The sequence below is a fragment of the Qipengyuania zhejiangensis genome (assembly GCF_035607565.1).
Taxonomy (GTDB): domain Bacteria; phylum Pseudomonadota; class Alphaproteobacteria; order Sphingomonadales; family Sphingomonadaceae; genus Qipengyuania; species Qipengyuania zhejiangensis.
Genome location: NZ_JAYKGO010000003.1, coordinates 379,580 through 396,067 on the forward strand (window position 1 = coordinate 379,580; position 16,488 = coordinate 396,067).

At 63.2% G+C, this 16,488-nt stretch carries 14 protein-coding genes; 8 read left to right on the forward strand and 6 right to left on the reverse strand.

Translation table 11 applies throughout. The features are described 5' to 3' along the window. Nucleotides 1-29 precede the first annotated feature (29 nt). Both VR863_RS09575 and VR863_RS09580 read right to left on the reverse strand, forming a co-directional pair. A complete protein-coding gene (locus tag VR863_RS09575) occupies nt 30-1,121 on the reverse strand; it encodes an NAD(P)/FAD-dependent oxidoreductase (protein ID WP_324828241.1) in 1,092 nt (363 codons plus the stop codon). Between the two features lie 2 nt (nt 1,122-1,123). After that, a complete protein-coding gene (locus VR863_RS09580) occupies nt 1,124-2,086 on the reverse strand; it encodes an alpha/beta hydrolase (protein ID WP_324828242.1) in 963 nt (320 codons plus the stop codon). Nucleotides 2,087-2,168: 82 nt separating this feature from the next. Between VR863_RS09580 and VR863_RS09585 the strand changes: the two genes are divergently transcribed. The 7 genes from VR863_RS09585 (at nt 2,169) to VR863_RS09615 (ending at nt 9,579) form a co-directional block, all read left to right on the forward strand. Beyond that, on the forward strand, nt 2,169-2,660 hold the full coding sequence (locus VR863_RS09585; RefSeq protein WP_324828243.1) for an A24 family peptidase: 492 nt from the start codon (nt 2,169-2,171) through the stop codon (nt 2,658-2,660). Nucleotides 2,661-2,754: 94 nt separating this feature from the next. Next, nucleotides 2,755-3,900, forward strand: a complete 1,146-nt coding sequence (gene cpaB / locus VR863_RS09590) for a Flp pilus assembly protein CpaB (protein ID WP_324828244.1) — start codon at nt 2,755-2,757, stop codon at nt 3,898-3,900. 41 nt (nt 3,901-3,941) lie between these two features. After that, entirely contained in the window at nt 3,942-5,555 is a 1,614-nt protein-coding gene (locus VR863_RS09595; protein ID WP_324828245.1) for a type II and III secretion system protein family protein, read from the forward strand. Nucleotides 5,556-5,568: 13 nt separating this feature from the next. Further along, on the forward strand, nt 5,569-6,219 hold the full coding sequence (locus VR863_RS09600) for a CpaD family pilus assembly protein (protein WP_324828246.1): 651 nt from the start codon (nt 5,569-5,571) through the stop codon (nt 6,217-6,219). 4 nt (nt 6,220-6,223) lie between these two features. Beyond that, nucleotides 6,224-7,519: a pilus assembly protein CpaE gene (locus tag VR863_RS09605; protein WP_324828247.1), complete on the forward strand. Its 1,296-nt coding sequence runs from the start codon at nt 6,224-6,226 to the stop codon at nt 7,517-7,519. Nucleotides 7,520-7,591: 72 nt separating this feature from the next. Next, nucleotides 7,592-8,563, forward strand: coding sequence for a type II secretion system F family protein (locus tag VR863_RS09610; protein ID WP_324828248.1), 972 nt, complete (start codon nt 7,592-7,594; stop codon nt 8,561-8,563). A 17-nt stretch (nt 8,564-8,580) separates the two neighbouring features. Further along, nucleotides 8,581-9,579 (forward strand): type II secretion system F family protein, encoded by a 999-nt coding sequence (locus tag VR863_RS09615; RefSeq protein ID WP_434784984.1) that lies wholly within the window; start codon nt 8,581-8,583, stop codon nt 9,577-9,579. A gap of 45 nt (nt 9,580-9,624) precedes the next feature. On the opposite strand, the gene VR863_RS09620 is transcribed toward VR863_RS09615, so the two are convergent. The 4 genes from VR863_RS09620 to VR863_RS09635 form a co-directional block, all read right to left on the reverse strand. Further along, the gene (locus VR863_RS09620) at nt 9,625-10,095 is read right to left on the reverse strand and encodes a MarR family winged helix-turn-helix transcriptional regulator (protein ID WP_324828249.1); all 471 of its coding nucleotides are present in this window, start codon (nt 10,093-10,095) and stop codon (nt 9,625-9,627) included. Between the two features lie 81 nt (nt 10,096-10,176). Beyond that, complete coding sequence (locus tag VR863_RS09625) at nt 10,177-11,049, reverse strand: crotonase/enoyl-CoA hydratase family protein (protein WP_324828250.1); 873 nt, start codon at nt 11,047-11,049, stop codon at nt 10,177-10,179. 183 nt (nt 11,050-11,232) lie between these two features. Next, nucleotides 11,233-12,018 carry an SDR family NAD(P)-dependent oxidoreductase gene (locus tag VR863_RS09630; protein ID WP_324828251.1) on the reverse strand — a complete coding sequence of 262 codons (786 nt, stop codon included), beginning with the start codon at nt 12,016-12,018 and terminating at the stop codon, nt 11,233-11,235. A 27-nt stretch (nt 12,019-12,045) separates the two neighbouring features. Then, entirely contained in the window at nt 12,046-13,218 is a 1,173-nt protein-coding gene (locus VR863_RS09635; protein WP_324828252.1) for an acetyl-CoA C-acetyltransferase, read from the reverse strand. Between the two features lie 337 nt (nt 13,219-13,555). Between VR863_RS09635 and VR863_RS09640 the strand changes: the two genes are divergently transcribed. Next, complete coding sequence (locus tag VR863_RS09640; protein WP_324828253.1) at nt 13,556-16,405, forward strand: TonB-dependent receptor domain-containing protein; 2,850 nt, start codon at nt 13,556-13,558, stop codon at nt 16,403-16,405. Nucleotides 16,406-16,488: the final 83 nt, after the last annotated feature.

Here is a 16,488-nt window from a genome sequence, read left to right on the forward strand (position 1 = left end):
GGCTACCGTAACAATTACAGCGCCAATGGCTAGCCGAAGCGGTCGGGCGCGTAGAGCGTTGCGTCGAGATCGCGGGTCATGTCGTCCCGCTCCGCGCCCAGAAGGACCTGCGCCGCAAGGCGCGCGGCGGCGGGCGAAGTCTGGATGCCGAAGCCGCCCTGCCCGGCGAACCACGCGAACCCTTCGCGCCGGGGATCCGCGCCATACACGGGGCATCGGTCGGGCGCGAAGCTGCGTAAACCTGCCCATTTGCGTTCCACCGCGACGACCCGCCGGTCGGTAACCTGTTCAAGGCGCGCCACGGCTTCGGCCACCGCCAGTTCTTCCGGCGCGGCGTCGCAGGGCACGCTGGGTTCCTCGTCGTGCGGGCTCAGCCACAACCGCCCGCTTTCCGGCTTGAAGTAGAAGCTGCCTGCTATGTCGAGCACGAGCGGCAGGTCACCCGCGGGCGCGGGATCGACGCGCACCTGCACCACCGTGCGCCGCAGCGGCTGGATTCCCAAGGGCTGCGCCCCGGCCATGTGCGCGACGTGATCCGCCCATGCCCCGGCGGCGTTGACCAGGACCTTGGCCGCAAAACTTCCCCCGCTTTCGGTAATCAGTTCCCACCGGTCCTGCGTCCTTTCGGCGCGCATCAGCCGCGCCCGGCATTCCAGTGTAACCTGACCCTTTCTGGCAAGCGCCAGATAATGCGCGTGCAATCCAGCCACGTCGATATCCGCGCAAGCCGGTTCCCAGATCGCGCCGGTCCATTCCGGGCGCAGATCGGGCAGGTGTTTTTCCAACCCATCGCGATCCAGCCGTTCGATGGTGGCGCCGCTGGCCGAAAAGCGTTCCATGAAGGCATCGAGTTCGGCCTCATCCTGCGCTCGCCCGATATAAAGGGCACCGCGCGGGGAAAGAAATCCGCCGTCACGCAGGTAGGGGCCGGACGCCAGCGTCAGCGGCACGATTTCAGGGCCGCCATAGCATTCTTCCCAGAACGCCGCCGAACGTCCGGTCGAATGGTAGCCGGGCCGGTCTTCGGCCTCCAACAGCAACACGCGCGCGCCGCCCGACGCCAGTTCGGCGGCCAGGCTGGCACCGGCGATACCGGCACCGACGATGGCAAAATCATGCATCGTCACGGCCGACGCGGAGCAACCCGATCGAGAAATTCGGTCACGGCGCCAAGCGCGCGGTCACGAACCGGATCGACTTCGCGCAGAATTTCGTGGTGCGCTTCGGTGCCGAATTCGACCAGTTCGCCGTTGGGCAGCCGGCTTGCCGCACGCACATTTGCCGGATGGCTGACCAGCTTGTCGTTCAGCGTGGACACGATCAGGACCGGCGTCCGCACCGCTTCCATCGCCCCTTTTTCCTCGAGCGCACGGGTCGAGGCATAGGCCCGTTCGACCCAGCCCCAGCTTCCCGGCCCCATCACGAGTTCGGGACGCTTTTCGCGCCACCACAGCTCGTCGGAATACCGGTCGTCGTCATGGCTCAGCAGGTCGCGGCGGCGGGCGGGAATTTCACCCGGCTTTTCGCTCCATTTCCATGCAGGTCGCCTGGGTGTCCCGATTTTCGTCATCAGTTTGGCCACCCCATGGAGCAGCGGCAGCGGCAGCGGCGGTCCCGACATTCCCAGCATCGGCGCGCTCAGCACGACGGCGTCGGGATCGACTCGCCTGGCGATGAGCGCGCGCATGGCGATGTGCCCGCCCATCGAATGCGCGGCCAGAATGTGCGGCCCCGGCGTTGCTTGTTTCCAGTCGGCCCACAGCGCAGCCAGATCGTCGACCCATTGGGAAAAATCCCCGATGTGGCCGGTAACCGCATCCGAACCCAGCCGGCCCGATCCGGCCTGCCCGCGCCAGTCGGATGCGGTTACGCGCCATCCGTCCCGGTGCCAATGTTCCAGCGTCTCGAGGTACTTTTCGTAGAAATCGCCGCGACCGGGCAGGAACAGGATCGAGCCGCGCGGTTGATCGCCGGCGGTCCAGTCGATCCGGCGGATCGGGTGGCCATCGGCAGCCGTCCAGACGCTTTCGGTCGCATCGGCCGGAATCACGCGGCGGTCGATAGGTGTGTTGGCTGGCTGATCCAAGATTCTGCGCGGTCCCTTATGGTTACCATTTGGTAAGCCATGTTCTGTAGCACTGCCCTCAGAAGGAATTTCTGGGGGCATCATGGCCGGTTTCGAATTCACCTACGTATTGCTCGGCGCGTTGGCAATCGCGCTGGTCTTTGCCGCGTTCACCGATCTCAAGAGCCGCCAGATCGGCAACAAGCTGAATGCGGCCATCGCATTGGGCGCCCCGCTTTGGTGGTGGGCCAACGGGCTCACGCTATGGCCTGGCGTCGCCATGCAGATCGGCTTTGCCTTCGTGGTGTTCGCCGCGTGTTGCGTGCTTTTCGCCATTCGCCAGATGGGCGGAGGCGATGTGAAGCTGCTTACCGCGCTGGCGCTGTGGATCGCACCGTATCCGTTTCTCAAGCTGGTGGTGATCATGGCCATCGTCGGCGGCGTGCTCACCATCGTTTTCGGCGCTTACCACATCATGCGGCGCCGCAAGGACCGCATCGCCATTCCCTACGGATTGGCCATCGCCGCAGCCGGCCTGTGGGTTCTTGGCACCGAACAGCTCGTCACGGCTCAGGCCGCGGCGGGAATGGGTTGAAAACCCGATCTTAACCAATTCGGCCGTAAGGCTTGAAACCATACTTGCCCGCAAAAGGATTTCTCAGCGGGCCATACTAGGGGGCTAGATAGCCATGGACAGGAAGAAGCTGGTACTGCTGGTAGGTGCGCTGGTCATTGCGATCGGTACAGCGCTGGTTGCACGGAGCATGTTTGCCGGCGCCTCGGCGCCTCAGGCGGAGGCCGCACAGGTCGAAGCACAAGGGCCCAAGGTGCTTGTAGCGCTGCGCGCGCTGCCGGCCGGCACGATCATCACCGCCGACGCAATCGGCTATCAGCAGTGGCCCGAGGATCTGGTGCAAGACGCCTACTTCCTCGATGGCGAAGCCGACATGACCAAGCTTCTTGGTACGGTCGTGCGCCATCCGGTTACTGCCGGTGAACCGGTGACCCAGGGTTCGCTCGTCGCGCCCGGTGACCGCGGGTTCCTTGCTGCGGCTCTTTCGCCCGGCATGCGCGCCATCACTGTGCCGGTTTCGGCCCAGTCCGGTGTCGCAGGCTTCGTTTTCCCGGGTGACCGGGTGGACATGGTCCTGACCCAGACGGTCGAAGGCGCGGAAGGCAGCAGCCTGAAAGCATCGGAAACCATCCTTCGTAACCTTCGTGTCCTCGCCACCGACCAGTCGACAGTGCAGGAAAAGGCCGAAGATGGCTCGACCATCGTAAAGCCCTTCCGCGCCGTCACGCTGGAAGTGACGCCGGTGATCGCTGAAAAGATCGCTGTCGCCCAGACCATCGGCACGCTCAGCCTGTCGCTGCGTTCGATCGCGGACAACCAGGCCGAACTGGAACGCGCTATCGCTTCGGGTGACGTCAACATCCCCGACGATGCGACGCCCGAAGAAGAAGAAAAGCTTCTGCGCGACGCAATGGCCCGTCCCGACGACGCCAGGGGCACCTATGTAACGGGCGGCGATGTGTCGCGCTTCCAGCGCCGCACGGTTCCCTCGCAGACCCCGGTCCGCGCAGGCAACACGGCCAGCCCGGCCGACATCTTTGGCGGCCAGCCTGTCCAGCACAGGGGTCCGACCGTCAACGTCACTCGCGGCAAGACGACTACCGCCGTTCCGATCGCTTCCAATGGCAGCGCCAAGGCGATGCCCGCGACCCAGCCTTCGATGTTCGAACAGCTGATGAGCTCGGCCATGAAGGCGCAGGCTCAGGGGATGAACGATGCCGCAAACACTGTTCCTGCCGCCGGCGCGACGGTGATCCGATGAACCGCGCAATCAAGACAGGAAGCCATTCAGGGGGCAATTCCATGAAACGTCGTCTTTCCACCAAAATGCTGCTCGCCAGCCTGGCGATCGCGCCACTGGCCAGCATCCCGGCAAATGTCGCCACCGCCCAGACGGTCGCCCGCCCGAGCACGGAAGTCGTACTTTCGATCGGTCGCGGCGAACTGGTCACCATTCCGGGGACCATGTCCGACGTGTTCGTCGCCGATGAAAGCATCGCCGACGTCCAGGTGAAATCGCAGCGCCAGCTGTATGTCTTCGGCAAGGCCGGCGGCGAAACCACCGTTTACGCCAGCAACTCTGCCGGCGACATCGTGTGGTCGGCCAACGTCCGCGTCGGTTCGAACATCGGCAGCATCGACCAGATGCTGGCGCTCGCGATGCCCGAAGCCAAGGTCAACGTGTCCACCATGGGCACCAACACCGTGCTGCTGACCGGTACCGTTGCCGCCCCCGAAGACGCTTCGGAGGCCCAGCGCCTGGTCGAAGCGTTCGTCGGCGAAGGCGCCAACGTCATCAGCCGCCTGCGCATGGCAACCCCGCTTCAGGTCAACCTGCGCGTGCGGTTCGCCGAAGTCAGCCGGTCGCTGGTGCGCAACATCAGTTCCAACCTGGTGACGCGCGACCAGTCCAACGGCATCGTCGTCGGCGCGCTTCGCAACAATCCGGGCAGCATCGTCGGCGACACGCCGTCGAGTGCGGTCGTTCCGCTGGACCCCTGCGCGGTTTTCCGCATGGGCTGCACCAGCGAATTGCGCCCGTATGACATCATCAACCAGCGTTTCGTGACCACCGAACGCCGCTTCGAGGCAGCTCCGGGCCGCAATGGCACACTGCTTTCCCTTGGCGCGGACATTCTCGGCCTCGACCTGCTGGCCACGCTCGACCTCGGCGAACAGGTCGGCCTCGTCACCACGATTTCGGAACCGAACCTGACCGCTCTTTCGGGCGAAACGGCCGAATTCCTTGCCGGTGGCGAATTCCCGATCCCGCAGAGCCAGGGCCTTGGCACGACTTCGGTCGAGTACAAGAACTACGGTGTCAGCCTGACGTACACGCCAACGGTGCTGTCGAATGGCCGCATCTCGATCCGCGTGCGTCCGGAAGTGTCGGAACTGTCGAGCCGCGGGGCGGTCACGCTCAACGGCTTCTCGATCCCGGCGCTTACCACCCGCCGCGCGGAAACCACGATCGAACTCGGCTCCGGCCAGAGCTTCATGATCGCGGGCCTGATGCAGAACAACTCGCAGAATGTCCTCGAGAAGACCCCTGGTCTGGGCGATGTGCCGATCCTCGGCAATCTGTTCCGCTCGAAGAGCTATCAGAAGGGCGAGACCGAGCTGGTCATCATCGTGACCCCTTATCTGGTTAAGCCGGTCAACGCGAGCGACATCGTCCTTCCGACCGACGGGTTCCGGGCTCCGAACGAAATCCAGAGCATCGTCGGTTACATGGAAAATGACGGCCAGAGCGGCGTGAAGCGTCCCGGTCCGACCATGAAGGAAAGCACGCAGCCGGCAACGCCGGGCATCTCGCAGGCACAGCCTGCGGGCGATGCCCAGGCGAATACCGGCCCTGTCCAGCCGCGCCGCGCGGAGGCCGACCCGGCCGCCAAGCCCGGCTTCAGCTTCGAGTGAGAAGGAAATAGCGATGCGTAACGATCTTACCCGCAAGACGGCCGCGGCACTGGCCCTCTCGCTCTCGCTGGGCCTCGGCGCCTGCGGCGGCATGCCTGAAAACCGGTCGCTCTATTCGACCAAGCAGCCTGTGGTCGAACGGACCCACTACACGCTCGACGTGGCGACCCAGGGCGATGGCCTTCCGGTCAGCGAACAGCAGCGTCTGGTCGGATGGTTCCAGTCGATGGAACTTCGCTACGGTGACCGTGTCGCCGTCGACGATCCGACCAACAGCGCCGGTGTGCGCGACGCGGTTTCGCGCCTTGCCGGACGCTATGGCATCCTGGTCAGCGACGGCGTCGTCCCAACCGATGGCTATGTCGATCCGGGCCGTGTTCGCGTGGTCATCTCGCGCACTCTGGCCAGTGTTCCGGGCTGCCCCGACTGGTCGGCCAAGAGCGACATCAACTACGCCAACGCCAGCTATCCCAATTACGGATGCTCGGTGAACTCGAACATGGCGGCGATGATCGCCAATCCCGAAGACCTCATCGCAGGCCAGCAGGGCACGGGCGAAACCGTGATCATGAGTTCGAACAAGGCGATCGACACGTACCGCGAACTGCCGCCCACGGGCTCGCAGGGGCTGGCTGAAGTGAAGACCAGCGAAGGGGGGAATTGATCCAATGAGCGCTTCCTTGAAATCCGGAATGCCGGGCAACCGCGACGCATTCGCCGCCTATATCTGTGACGAGGCAGCGCTCGACGTCCTTCGTCCGGTGGTGATCGAACTCGGCTGGCAGCCTGAAAAGTGCAACAAGGGCGGCCTGCGCAACGCGGTCCAGTCGCTGTCGGTGTCGGCCAGCCCGAACATCCTGATGGTGGACCTGTCCGAAAGCGGCGACCCGCTGAACGACATCAACGCGCTGGCAGAAGTCTGCGAGCCGGGCACGGTGGTTATCGCCATCGGCCAGGTGAACGACGTGCGCCTTTATCGCGACCTGCTGGCATCGGGCATCAACGATTACCTGCTCAAGCCGCTGTCGGCCAGCATGCTCCGCGATTCCCTCAACCAGGCCCAGGCGATCTTCGCCGCACCGCGCCTCAGCGATGAAGAAATGGCCAAGCGCCATATTTCCACCGCTGTCATCGGCACTCGCGGCGGCGTGGGCGCATCGACGCTGGCGACCTCGCTGGCGTGGAATTTCGCGACCGAGCGCAAGCTGGCCACCGCCATGCTTGATCTCGACGTCCACTTCGGAACCGGCGCTCTCGCGCTCGATCTGGAGCCGGGCCGCGGCCTGACCGATGCGATCGACAATCCGAGCCGCATCGACGGCCTGTTTATCGAACGCGCCATGATCCGTGCGAACGACAATCTGGCGATCCTGTCGGCCGAAGCGCCGATCAACCAGCCGCTGATGACCGATGGTTCGGCCTTCATGCAGCTGCAGGACGAGTTCCGGCACGCGTTCGAGATGACCGTGGTCGATCTTCCGCGCAACATGATGATCAACTTCCCGCATTTGCTGAACGAAGTGAATGTGGTGGTTCTGGCGGCCGAAATGTCGCTGGCGTCGGCGCGGGATTCGATCCGCATCCTGTCCTGGCTCAAGACCAATGCCCCGCACGCCATGCCGCTTGTGGTGGCCAACAAGGTCCAGCCGGGCGTCGCGGAAATCAGCAAGGCCGATTTCGAAGCCTCGATCGAACGCAAGATCGATGTGTCGATCCCGTTCGACCAGAAAGCGGCGGCCAACGCCGCCAAGCTGGGCAAGACCTTCATCGACGCCAACGCCGGATCCAAGGCGACGGCCGCGATGAAGCAGGTTGCCGATCGGGTCGTCAGCATGGGCAGCGAAGATCACTCCTCGGCCGATTCCGGCCTGGGTGCGAAGAAGTCGCTGCTCGGCGGGCTCGATTTCAAGAACCTGCTGTCGAAAAAGAAGGAACCTGCGCTCGTCGACGCGGGCCAGGAATAAGCGTTCGGACCGGCCCCCCGCTTCGCGCGGGGGCCGGCACCGGATCGGATTTGGGACATACGGAGTCAGCGCATGGATATCATTCAGCTCGTATTGCTAGCGGCCGGCGTTCTCGCCATGCTCGCGATCGGCTATACGCTGATTGCCGGGCCCGACGCGGGCAAGGCCGGCCAGCGCCGCCTTCAGCAACTGCGCTATCGGCATTCCGAAAGCACCGATGCCAAGGTTGAATCGCAGCTCAAGAAAGCCATCGCCTCGCGCAAGCCCCGCACGCACCGCGTCGCAGGGTCGGGTTCGCGCGTCGATGCCCTGGCCGTGCGTCTCGACCGGACGGGCAAGAACTGGTCGCTGACCCAATATGCCTACACTTCGGCGGGCATCGCCATCGGGATCTCGCTGCTGCTGTTCCTGAAGAGCGGATCGATCGCCCTGTCGCTGGGCGTGGGCGTCCTGATGGGTGCCGGACTGCCGCACTTCGTGGTCAACCGCCAGATCAAGAAGCGGACCAAGAACTTCAACACTAAGTTCCCCGACGGGATCGAACTTCTCGTTCGCGGCCTCCGGTCGGGCCTCCCGGTGACCGAGACGCTGGGCGTCGTCGCACAGGAAGTCCCTGGCCCCGTGGGTCAGGAATTCAAGAGCATCGTCGAGCGGATCAAGATCGGCAAGACGATGGAAGATTCGCTCCAGGAAACGGGCGATCGCCTCGGAATTCCCGAATTCAACTTCTTCTGCATAACGCTCGCGATCCAGCGCGAAACCGGTGGTAACCTGGCGGAAACGCTGTCGAACCTCGCGGACGTGCTGCGCAAGCGCGCGCAGATGAAACTCAAGATCAAGGCGATGAGCTCCGAATCCAAGGCGTCCGCCTATATCGTCGGCTCGCTCCCCTTCATCGTGTTCACGCTGATCTGGTGGATCAACCCCTCCTACATCGGCGGGTTCTTCGAAGACGATCGCCTGATCGTCACCGGCCTCGGCGGCCTCGTGTGGATGTCCATCGGCGGCTTTATCATGGCCAAGATGGTCAGTTTCGAAATCTGAGCAGGAAGACGTAGATCATGGATCCCTCAACCGGCCCCAAGCTTCTCGGCTTCGACGTCATCCTCATCGGTTCGATCCTCGCGGGGATTGCAGCGCTGGCGGTGCTCGTGGCGATCTATTCGGCCATCACGATCAAGGACCCGATGAGCAAACGCGTGAAGGCCCTCGAAGGCCGTCGCGAAGAACTCAAGGCGGGCCTCGTGACCTCGTCGGCCAAGAAGCGCCAGAGCCTGGTGCGCAAGACCGACACGACCGAACGCATCAAGGACACGCTCGGCAACATGAAGGTGTTGCAGCAGAGCCAGGTCGAAAACGTGCAGCAGAAACTGGCCCATGCCGGGATCCGCAACAAGGAACTGGCGGTCCTGATCATCGGCCTGCGCCTTGTGCTGCCGATCGTCCTGGGCGGCACCGCATTCGTGCTCCTCTACATGGTCGAAATCTATCCCGACTGGCAGATCAAGCGCGTCATGGCGCTCGCTGCGGCCCTGTTCGCAGGGTACAAGGGACCCGAAATCTACCTCGGAAATATCGCGAAGAAGCGTTCGGACGCGATCCGCAAGGGTTTGCCGGACGCGCTCGATCTGCTCGTGATCTGCGCCGAAGCCGGCCTGACGGTCGATGCGGCCTTCAACCGCGTTGCCAAGGAACTGGGGCGGGCCTATCCCGAACTGGGTGACGAATTCGCGCTGACCGCCATCGAATTGTCGTTCCTCAACGAACGCCGGCACGCCTTCAACAACCTGGCGTACCGTGTGAACCTCGATGCGGTGAAGGGTGTCGTGACCACCATGGTCCAGACCGAACGGTATGGTACTCCGCTGGCGTCCGCCCTGCGCGTGCTGTCGGCCGAGTTCCGGAACGAACGCATGATGCGCGCCGAAGAAAAGGCCGCGCGCCTGCCGGCCATCATGACCGTGCCGCTGATCATGTTCATCCTGCCTGTGCTGTTCATCGTTATTCTGGGCCCGGCAGCCTGTTCGATCGCAGACGCCTTCAGCGGCGGCATCGGATAACAACGGAAACCCGAAACAATCGGGATGCACGAAAGCCTGGTCGACCTAGTCGGCCAGGCTTTCTGCATCGAAGTCCCCGGCGTTTTCACGCACGCGGGCCAGCATGTCGCGCAAGGCCTCGCGTTCGCCGTCGTCGAGCACGGCGAACAGTTCTTCCTCGATCTTGAGCGCGAGCGGCATGATCCCGGCGTGGACCGCCCTGCCCTCGGTCGTCAGTTCGAGCAGGTGCGAGCGTCCGTCGCGCGCGTTGGGTGAACGCAGCACGAGACCGCGTTCCTCCAGGTTCTTGCAGGCGCGGTTGACCGGCACCTTGTCCATCAGCGTCATCTGCGAAAGCTGGCGCTGGGTCAGCACCCCGCTGTCACCCAGAACCGCCATGATCCGCCATTCGGTGGTCTTCAGGGCGAACCGCTTGCGATACTGTTCCGCGATCCGTGTCGAGACGGCATTCGATGCGATCGAAAGCTGATACGGCAGGAAATCGGCGAGGCGCTGGGCAGGCTGGCGTGACGACATTGTTACAGCTTTAGATCGACTTCGCGGATTGGCAAGACCGTTGCCGCTGAAACTATCTCCGCCAAATGCCGCGCGCAGCCGTCATTCGTAGCCCGGTTCGTCCCACCACGGATAGAAGTCCGGCATGTCGCCGGAAACCGTATCGGGATATTGCGGCGCCCGCTTTTCGAGGAAGCTGGCGATGCCTTCCTTCGCATCCCCACCCCGGCTGAGGCGGTAGATCGCGCGGCTGTCGATCCGGTGGGCCATCATCGGATGTTCCAGCGGCGAGAGGCGCCACAGCATCGCGCGGGTCATCGCCACCGACACCGCCGACGTGTTGTCCGCAATCTCGCGCGCGATGCCCACGGCGGCATCCATCAGTTCGCCTTGCGGATGGACCGAGCGGACCAGGCCACCGGCAAGCGCTTCCTGGGCATCGAAAATCCGGCCGGTCATGCACCATTCGAGCGCTTTCTGCATTCCCACCAGGCGGGGAAGGAACCAGCTGGAGGCGGCTTCGGGCGTGATCCCGCGGCGCGCGAAGACGAAGCCGAAGCGCGCGTTGTCCGAACACAGGCGGATATCGAACGGCAGCTGCATCGTGATCCCCACGCCAACCGCCACGCCGTTGCAGGCACCGATCAGCGGCTTCTTCGAATTGAACAGCCTGAGCGTGAGCCGCCCGCCCCCGTCGCGTACGCGCTGGTCGGACAGGTCATCGACCGGGTTGGGATCGGAAAAGACATGGCCCCCGCCTTCGGGCGTCAGATCGGCCCCGGCGCAAAAGGCGCGGTCGCCTGCGCCCGTGACGATCACCGCCCGCACGCTGTCGTCGGCATCGGTGATGTCCATGGCGGCGATGAATTCGTCCATCATCACGCGGGTGAAGGCATTCATCTTTTCGGGACGATGCAGCGTGACGGTGGCGATGCCATCGGCAATGTCGAGCTTGATCTGCGTAAAGTCGGTCATGTCGGTCTCTCCCCGGAGAACTCCGTCTGGGTGGAGCACATGGCACACGCCCCCGGAGCAAAAACGAAACGCCCCCTTCCGCAGCTGTCGATAGCGGTCGGAAGGGGGCGTCTGGATGTCGTCATTCGGACAAGCCTATGCGCTCGCCCATGGATAGGCAAAGTGGCATCCCTGCCCTTTCCCTTACCGCGGCGCCATGCGGATGGCCCCGTCGAGACGCACGTCTTCGCCGTTGAAATAGCCGGTTTCGATCATGCACATCGCCAGCTTGGCGTATTCTTCGGGTTCGCCAAGACGTTTGGGGAACGGGACGCTGGCGGCCAGCGCTTCCTTCACCTGCGGCGGTGCGGCGTTCATCAGCGGGGTGTTGAAGATACCCGGCAGGATGGTGTTCACGCGGATGCCTTCGCGCATCAGGTCGCGCGCGATCGGCAAGGTCATGCCGACAACGCCGCCCTTGGATGCGGAATAGGCGGCCTGGCCCATCTGGCCATCTTCGGCAGCTACCGAAGCGGTGTTCACGATCGCGCCGCGACCGTCGTGTTCGCTGATCGGATCGAGGGTCATCATGCCCGCAGCCGACTTGGCGATGCAGCGGAACGTGCCGATCAGGTTGACCTGGATGACGAAGTCGAAGGCAGAAATCGGGAAATGCTTGATCTCACCGGTCTGCTTGTCGCGGCTGGCGGTCTTGATCGCGTTGCCGATCCCGGCGCAGCACACCAGGATGCGTTCCTGGCCGTGTGCCGCGCGGGCCTTGGCGAAACCGGCGTCGACATCGTCGTCGCTGGTCACGTTGACCTTGCAGAACACGCCGCCCAGTTCGGCGGCGAGCGCTTCGCCCTTTTCTTCGTTCATGTCGAAAATCGCGACCTTGGCGCCCTTGGCGGCCAGCGCGCGGGCGGTTGCCGCGCCAAGGCCGGAGGCGCCGCCGGTCACGACGGCGGGAGTGTTAGGACCAACTTCCATGAAAAATTCCTCTCAGATAAAAAAGGTTCAGAGCGCCTCGATGATCGTGACGTTGGCGACGCCGCCGCCTTCGCACATCGTTTGCAGCCCGTATTTCTTGCCGCGCGCCCTGAGCGCATGGACCAGCGTGGCCATCAGCTTCGTGCCCGAAGCGCCGAGCGGGTGGCCCAGCGCGATCGCGCCGCCGTTGACATTGAGCCGGTCCGGATCGGCGCCGGTATGCTTGAGCCATGCCAGCGGCACCGGCGCAAACGCCTCGTTCACTTCGTAAAGGTCGATATCGCCGATGCTCATGCCGGCGCGCTTCAGCGCACGGTCGGTGGCAAACAGGGGTTCTTCCAGCATGATGACCGGATCGCCGGCCGTCACGGTCAGATTGTGAATGCGCGCCAGCGGGGTCAGCCCGTATTCCTTCAGCGCCTTTTCCGACACCACAAGGACCGCGCTCGACCCGTCGCAGATCTGGCTGCTGCTGGCCGCGGTGATCGTGCCTTCGGGGTTGAGCAGTTTCACGCTCGAAATGCTTTCCAGCGTCGCATCGAACCGGATGCCTTCGTCCACCGTGTGCATCTGCATGCCTTCGGGCGTTTCGATTTCCACCGGCACGATTTCGGCCTCGAACGCGCCGCTTTTCGTCGCCTCGATCGCCTTCAGGTGGCTCGACAGCGCGAACCGGTCGAGATCGTCCTTGGTGAAGCCGTGCTTCTTGACGATCATTTCGGCGCCCATGAACTGGCTCCACTGGATGCCGGGGTATTTTTCCTCAAGGCCCGGCGACTTGTAGTTACCCAGCCCTTCTTTCATGTGGAACATGGCGGTGGAGCCCATCGGCACCCGGCTCATGCTTTCCACGCCGCTGGCGATCACCACGTCCTGCGTTCCGCTCATCACGGCCTGCGCGGCGAACTGGATCGCCTGCTGGCTGGAGCCGCACTGGCGATCGATGGTGACGGCGGGGACGCCTTCGCCAAGACGCTTGGCGGCAAGCACGGCGTTGCGGCCGACCTGCATGGCCTGTTCGCCGCCCTGGCTGACGCAGCCCATCACCACATCGTCGATGACCCTCGCCTCGAGACCCGAGCGTTCCATCACCGCATCGAGCGACTTCGCGGCAAGATCGACGGGGTGGACGCCGGCCAGGCGACCCCCGCGGCGTCCGCCGGCCGTGCGGACGGCTTCGACGATATAGGCTTCAGGCATGGTTTCTCTCTCCTTTGGGTTTCGAATTGCCACTCGGTTAGGTTGCGGGCAATTGCCGGTCAAGTTCTGGTCTGATGCGGACGTAAAATGTCCCTTGCATACGTAGTCAACGCAAGACCATGGCATCGCCACCACCGGGTGTGCCTTCAGCGCAACACCGTGCGAGCCATTGGACGAATGCGCCAGATTTGCTTTGCATTGTAACTATCCGCGGATGCAGAGAGCACGTTCCGCTTAGGGCCTGTGCGGCCGGCTTTGCCGCGCCATCGGGTCCTTCCATGGGGGTTCTTGTATCCTGCCGATCCTCGGTGGGTTCATAGAAGAAGGACTTTTACGAGTGAAACTCCAAACTTATTTCAAGGCCAGCACTGCTCCTGCCGTTCTCGGCATGGCGCTGTTTGCACAGCCGGTTTTGGCGCAAGACGTCGCCGAAGAAACCGCAGCACCTGCGACGACTCAGGGCCAGGCGATCATCGTCACCGGCTCGCGTATCGTCCAACCAAACCTCGACTCGTCGTCGCCGCTGGCGATCACGACCGCTGAAGAAATCGGCGAAACCGGCTACACCCGTCTCGAAGACGTGCTGGTAACCCTGCCGCAGATCGAAGCCGCTCAGAACGCCTTCATCTCGAACGGCGCAACCGGTACCGCAACGCTCGACCTTCGTGGTCTTGGTTCGACCCGTACGCTGGTCCTGGTCAACGGCCGTCGCATGCAGCCGGGTTCGGTTAACTCGGTCGCTGCCGACATCAACCAGATCCCTGGCGCGCTGGTCCAGCGCATCGACGTCACCACCGGTGGTGCTTCGTCGGTGTACGGTGCCGACGCTGTTGCCGGCGTCGTCAACTTCATCCTCGACGACAGCTTCGAAGGCTTCCAGCTCGACGCTGGTATCTCGTACTACATGCACGACAACGGCGACACCTTCGTCACCGAAAAGTCGCAGGCACGTGGTTTCAACGTACCGACCGATTTCGCAATGGACGGACGCCAGATCAACGCCGACCTCACCCTCGGTGGCGGTTTCGGTGAAGGCGGCCACGCAGTTGTCTACGCTTCGTACCGCAAGATCAGCCCGATCTTCCAGGGCGACCGTGACCACTCGGTCTGTGCACTCAACGGTGCTGGCACGGCCTGCGGCGGTTCGTACAACTCGCCGATCGCAAACTTCGACCTGTACCCGATTATCGCTGGCGACACCGATTTCGATTACAACGCGTTCCTGACGCCCAACTCGAGCGGCGGCTTCGACGGCGCCGGCCCGAACATCTACAACTTCGCGCCGATCAACTACTTCCAGCGTCCGGACGAGCGTTACTCGCTCGGTGCGATGGTGAACTACGAAGTCAGCTCGTCGTTCAACCCGTATGCCGAAGTCATGTTCACCAGCAACAGCACGGTTGCCCAGATCGCTGAATCGGGCACGTTCTTCGCTGAACAGTATGACTTCGACTGTGCAACCGGTAACCCGGCCATCAGCGCAACGCAGCTCGCGATCCTTTGTAACCCGACGACCTACGAAGATGGCGACGGCCTTTCGCCCGCAGCCATCGAAGGCTTCAGCGCTTACATCGGCAAGCGTAACGTTGAAGGTGGTGGTCGCCAGAACATCATCCAGCATGACTCGTTCCGTCTCGTGACCGGCGCCAACGGCTCCATCACGGACAACTGGTCGTACGACGCATACGTGCAGTACGGTCAGTCGTCGCTGTCCGACAGCTACGTGAACGACTTCTTCCTGCCTTCGGTTGCCGACGGCATCAACAACGGTACCTACCTCGTGTGGACGCCGGGCGCTGTTACTCCCGAGTATGCAAGCACCCTCAGCGCCACCGCGACCCGTACCGGCACCACCAAGCAGTTCCTGGCTTCCGCATACGTCGCGGGCGACCTGGGCATTGCAATCGCTGACGATCCGATCGCAGTGGTGTTCGGTGCTGAATACCGTCGTGAAGCATACCGTGCGACTTCGGACTACATCTACGAGAACGGCCTTCTGGCCGGCCAGGGCGGCCCGACCCCGTCCGTCTCGGGTACGTTCGACGTCAAGGAACTCTTCACCGAAGCCCAGATCCCGCTTCTGCAGGGTCACAGCTTCGCCGAAGACATGCGTCTCGAGCTCGGCTATCGCTTCTCGAACTACGACGTCACCGGTGGCGACACGTTCAGCACGCACACGTACAAGGCGCAGCTGAACTGGGAAGTGAACGACTTCCTGCGTCTCCGCGGTGGTTACAACCGTGCAGTTCGTGCGCCGAATGCGCCTGAACTGTTCAACCCGCAGAGCATTGGTCTCTGGAGCGGTACCGATCCGTGCGCGGGTGCAACCCCGAGCCTGTCGGCTGCCCAGTGCGCCAACACCGGCGTTTCGGCTACGCAGTATGGCAGCATCAACCCCAGCCCTGCGTCGCAGTACAACGGTCTGTACGGTGGTAACCCGAACCTGAGCCCGGAAAAGGCTGACACGATCACGGCAGGTTTCGTCGTGACCCCGACCAGCAACACCAGCTTCAGCGTCGACTACTACCAGATCAAGATGAGCGACGTTATCGGCACCTACCCCGCCGAACAGCAGCTCACGGACTGTGCTACCGGTACGAACCCGGCCGTCTGCGACCGCATCGTGCGTGCGCCGAACGGAAGCCTCTGGCTTGGCCAGGCTGGTTATGTCGAACTGACGAACGACAACCTTGGCGATCGTGACTTCCAGGGCATCGACGTTGCTGCTTCGGCACGCTTCGGCCTCGGTAACGGCTCGATCAACTTCGGTCTGACCGGCAGCTACCTGCTGAAGAAGGAATACCAGGACTATCCGTCGGGCACGCCCTACGATTGTGCCGGTACGTTCAGCTCGATCTGCTTCGCAGCTCCGGAATGGCGTCACACCTTCCGCGTGTCCTACAAGGCACCGGAAATCCTGACCGTCAGCGCCAAGTGGCGTTTCATGTCGGCTGTTGATGGCCCCGCCGCCAACGGTGCAGACCAGATCAGCTCGTACAGCTGGTTCGATCTGTCGGCGACCGCAGACGTGACCGAGAACTTCTCGCTCACCGCTTCGGCCAACAACATCCTCGACAAGAACCCGCCGCTGGTTGGTGGTTCGTACTCGACGAACGGCAACACCTACGCAGGCTTCTACGACACTCTGGGTCGTTACGTCTCGCTGCAGGGCACCGTCCGCTTCTAAGCGGTACGCTGTTGCAAACAGATCGGGGGCGGTGGGAAACCACCGCCCCCTTTCTTTTGTCTCGGGCCTTTATCTCAGGAAAA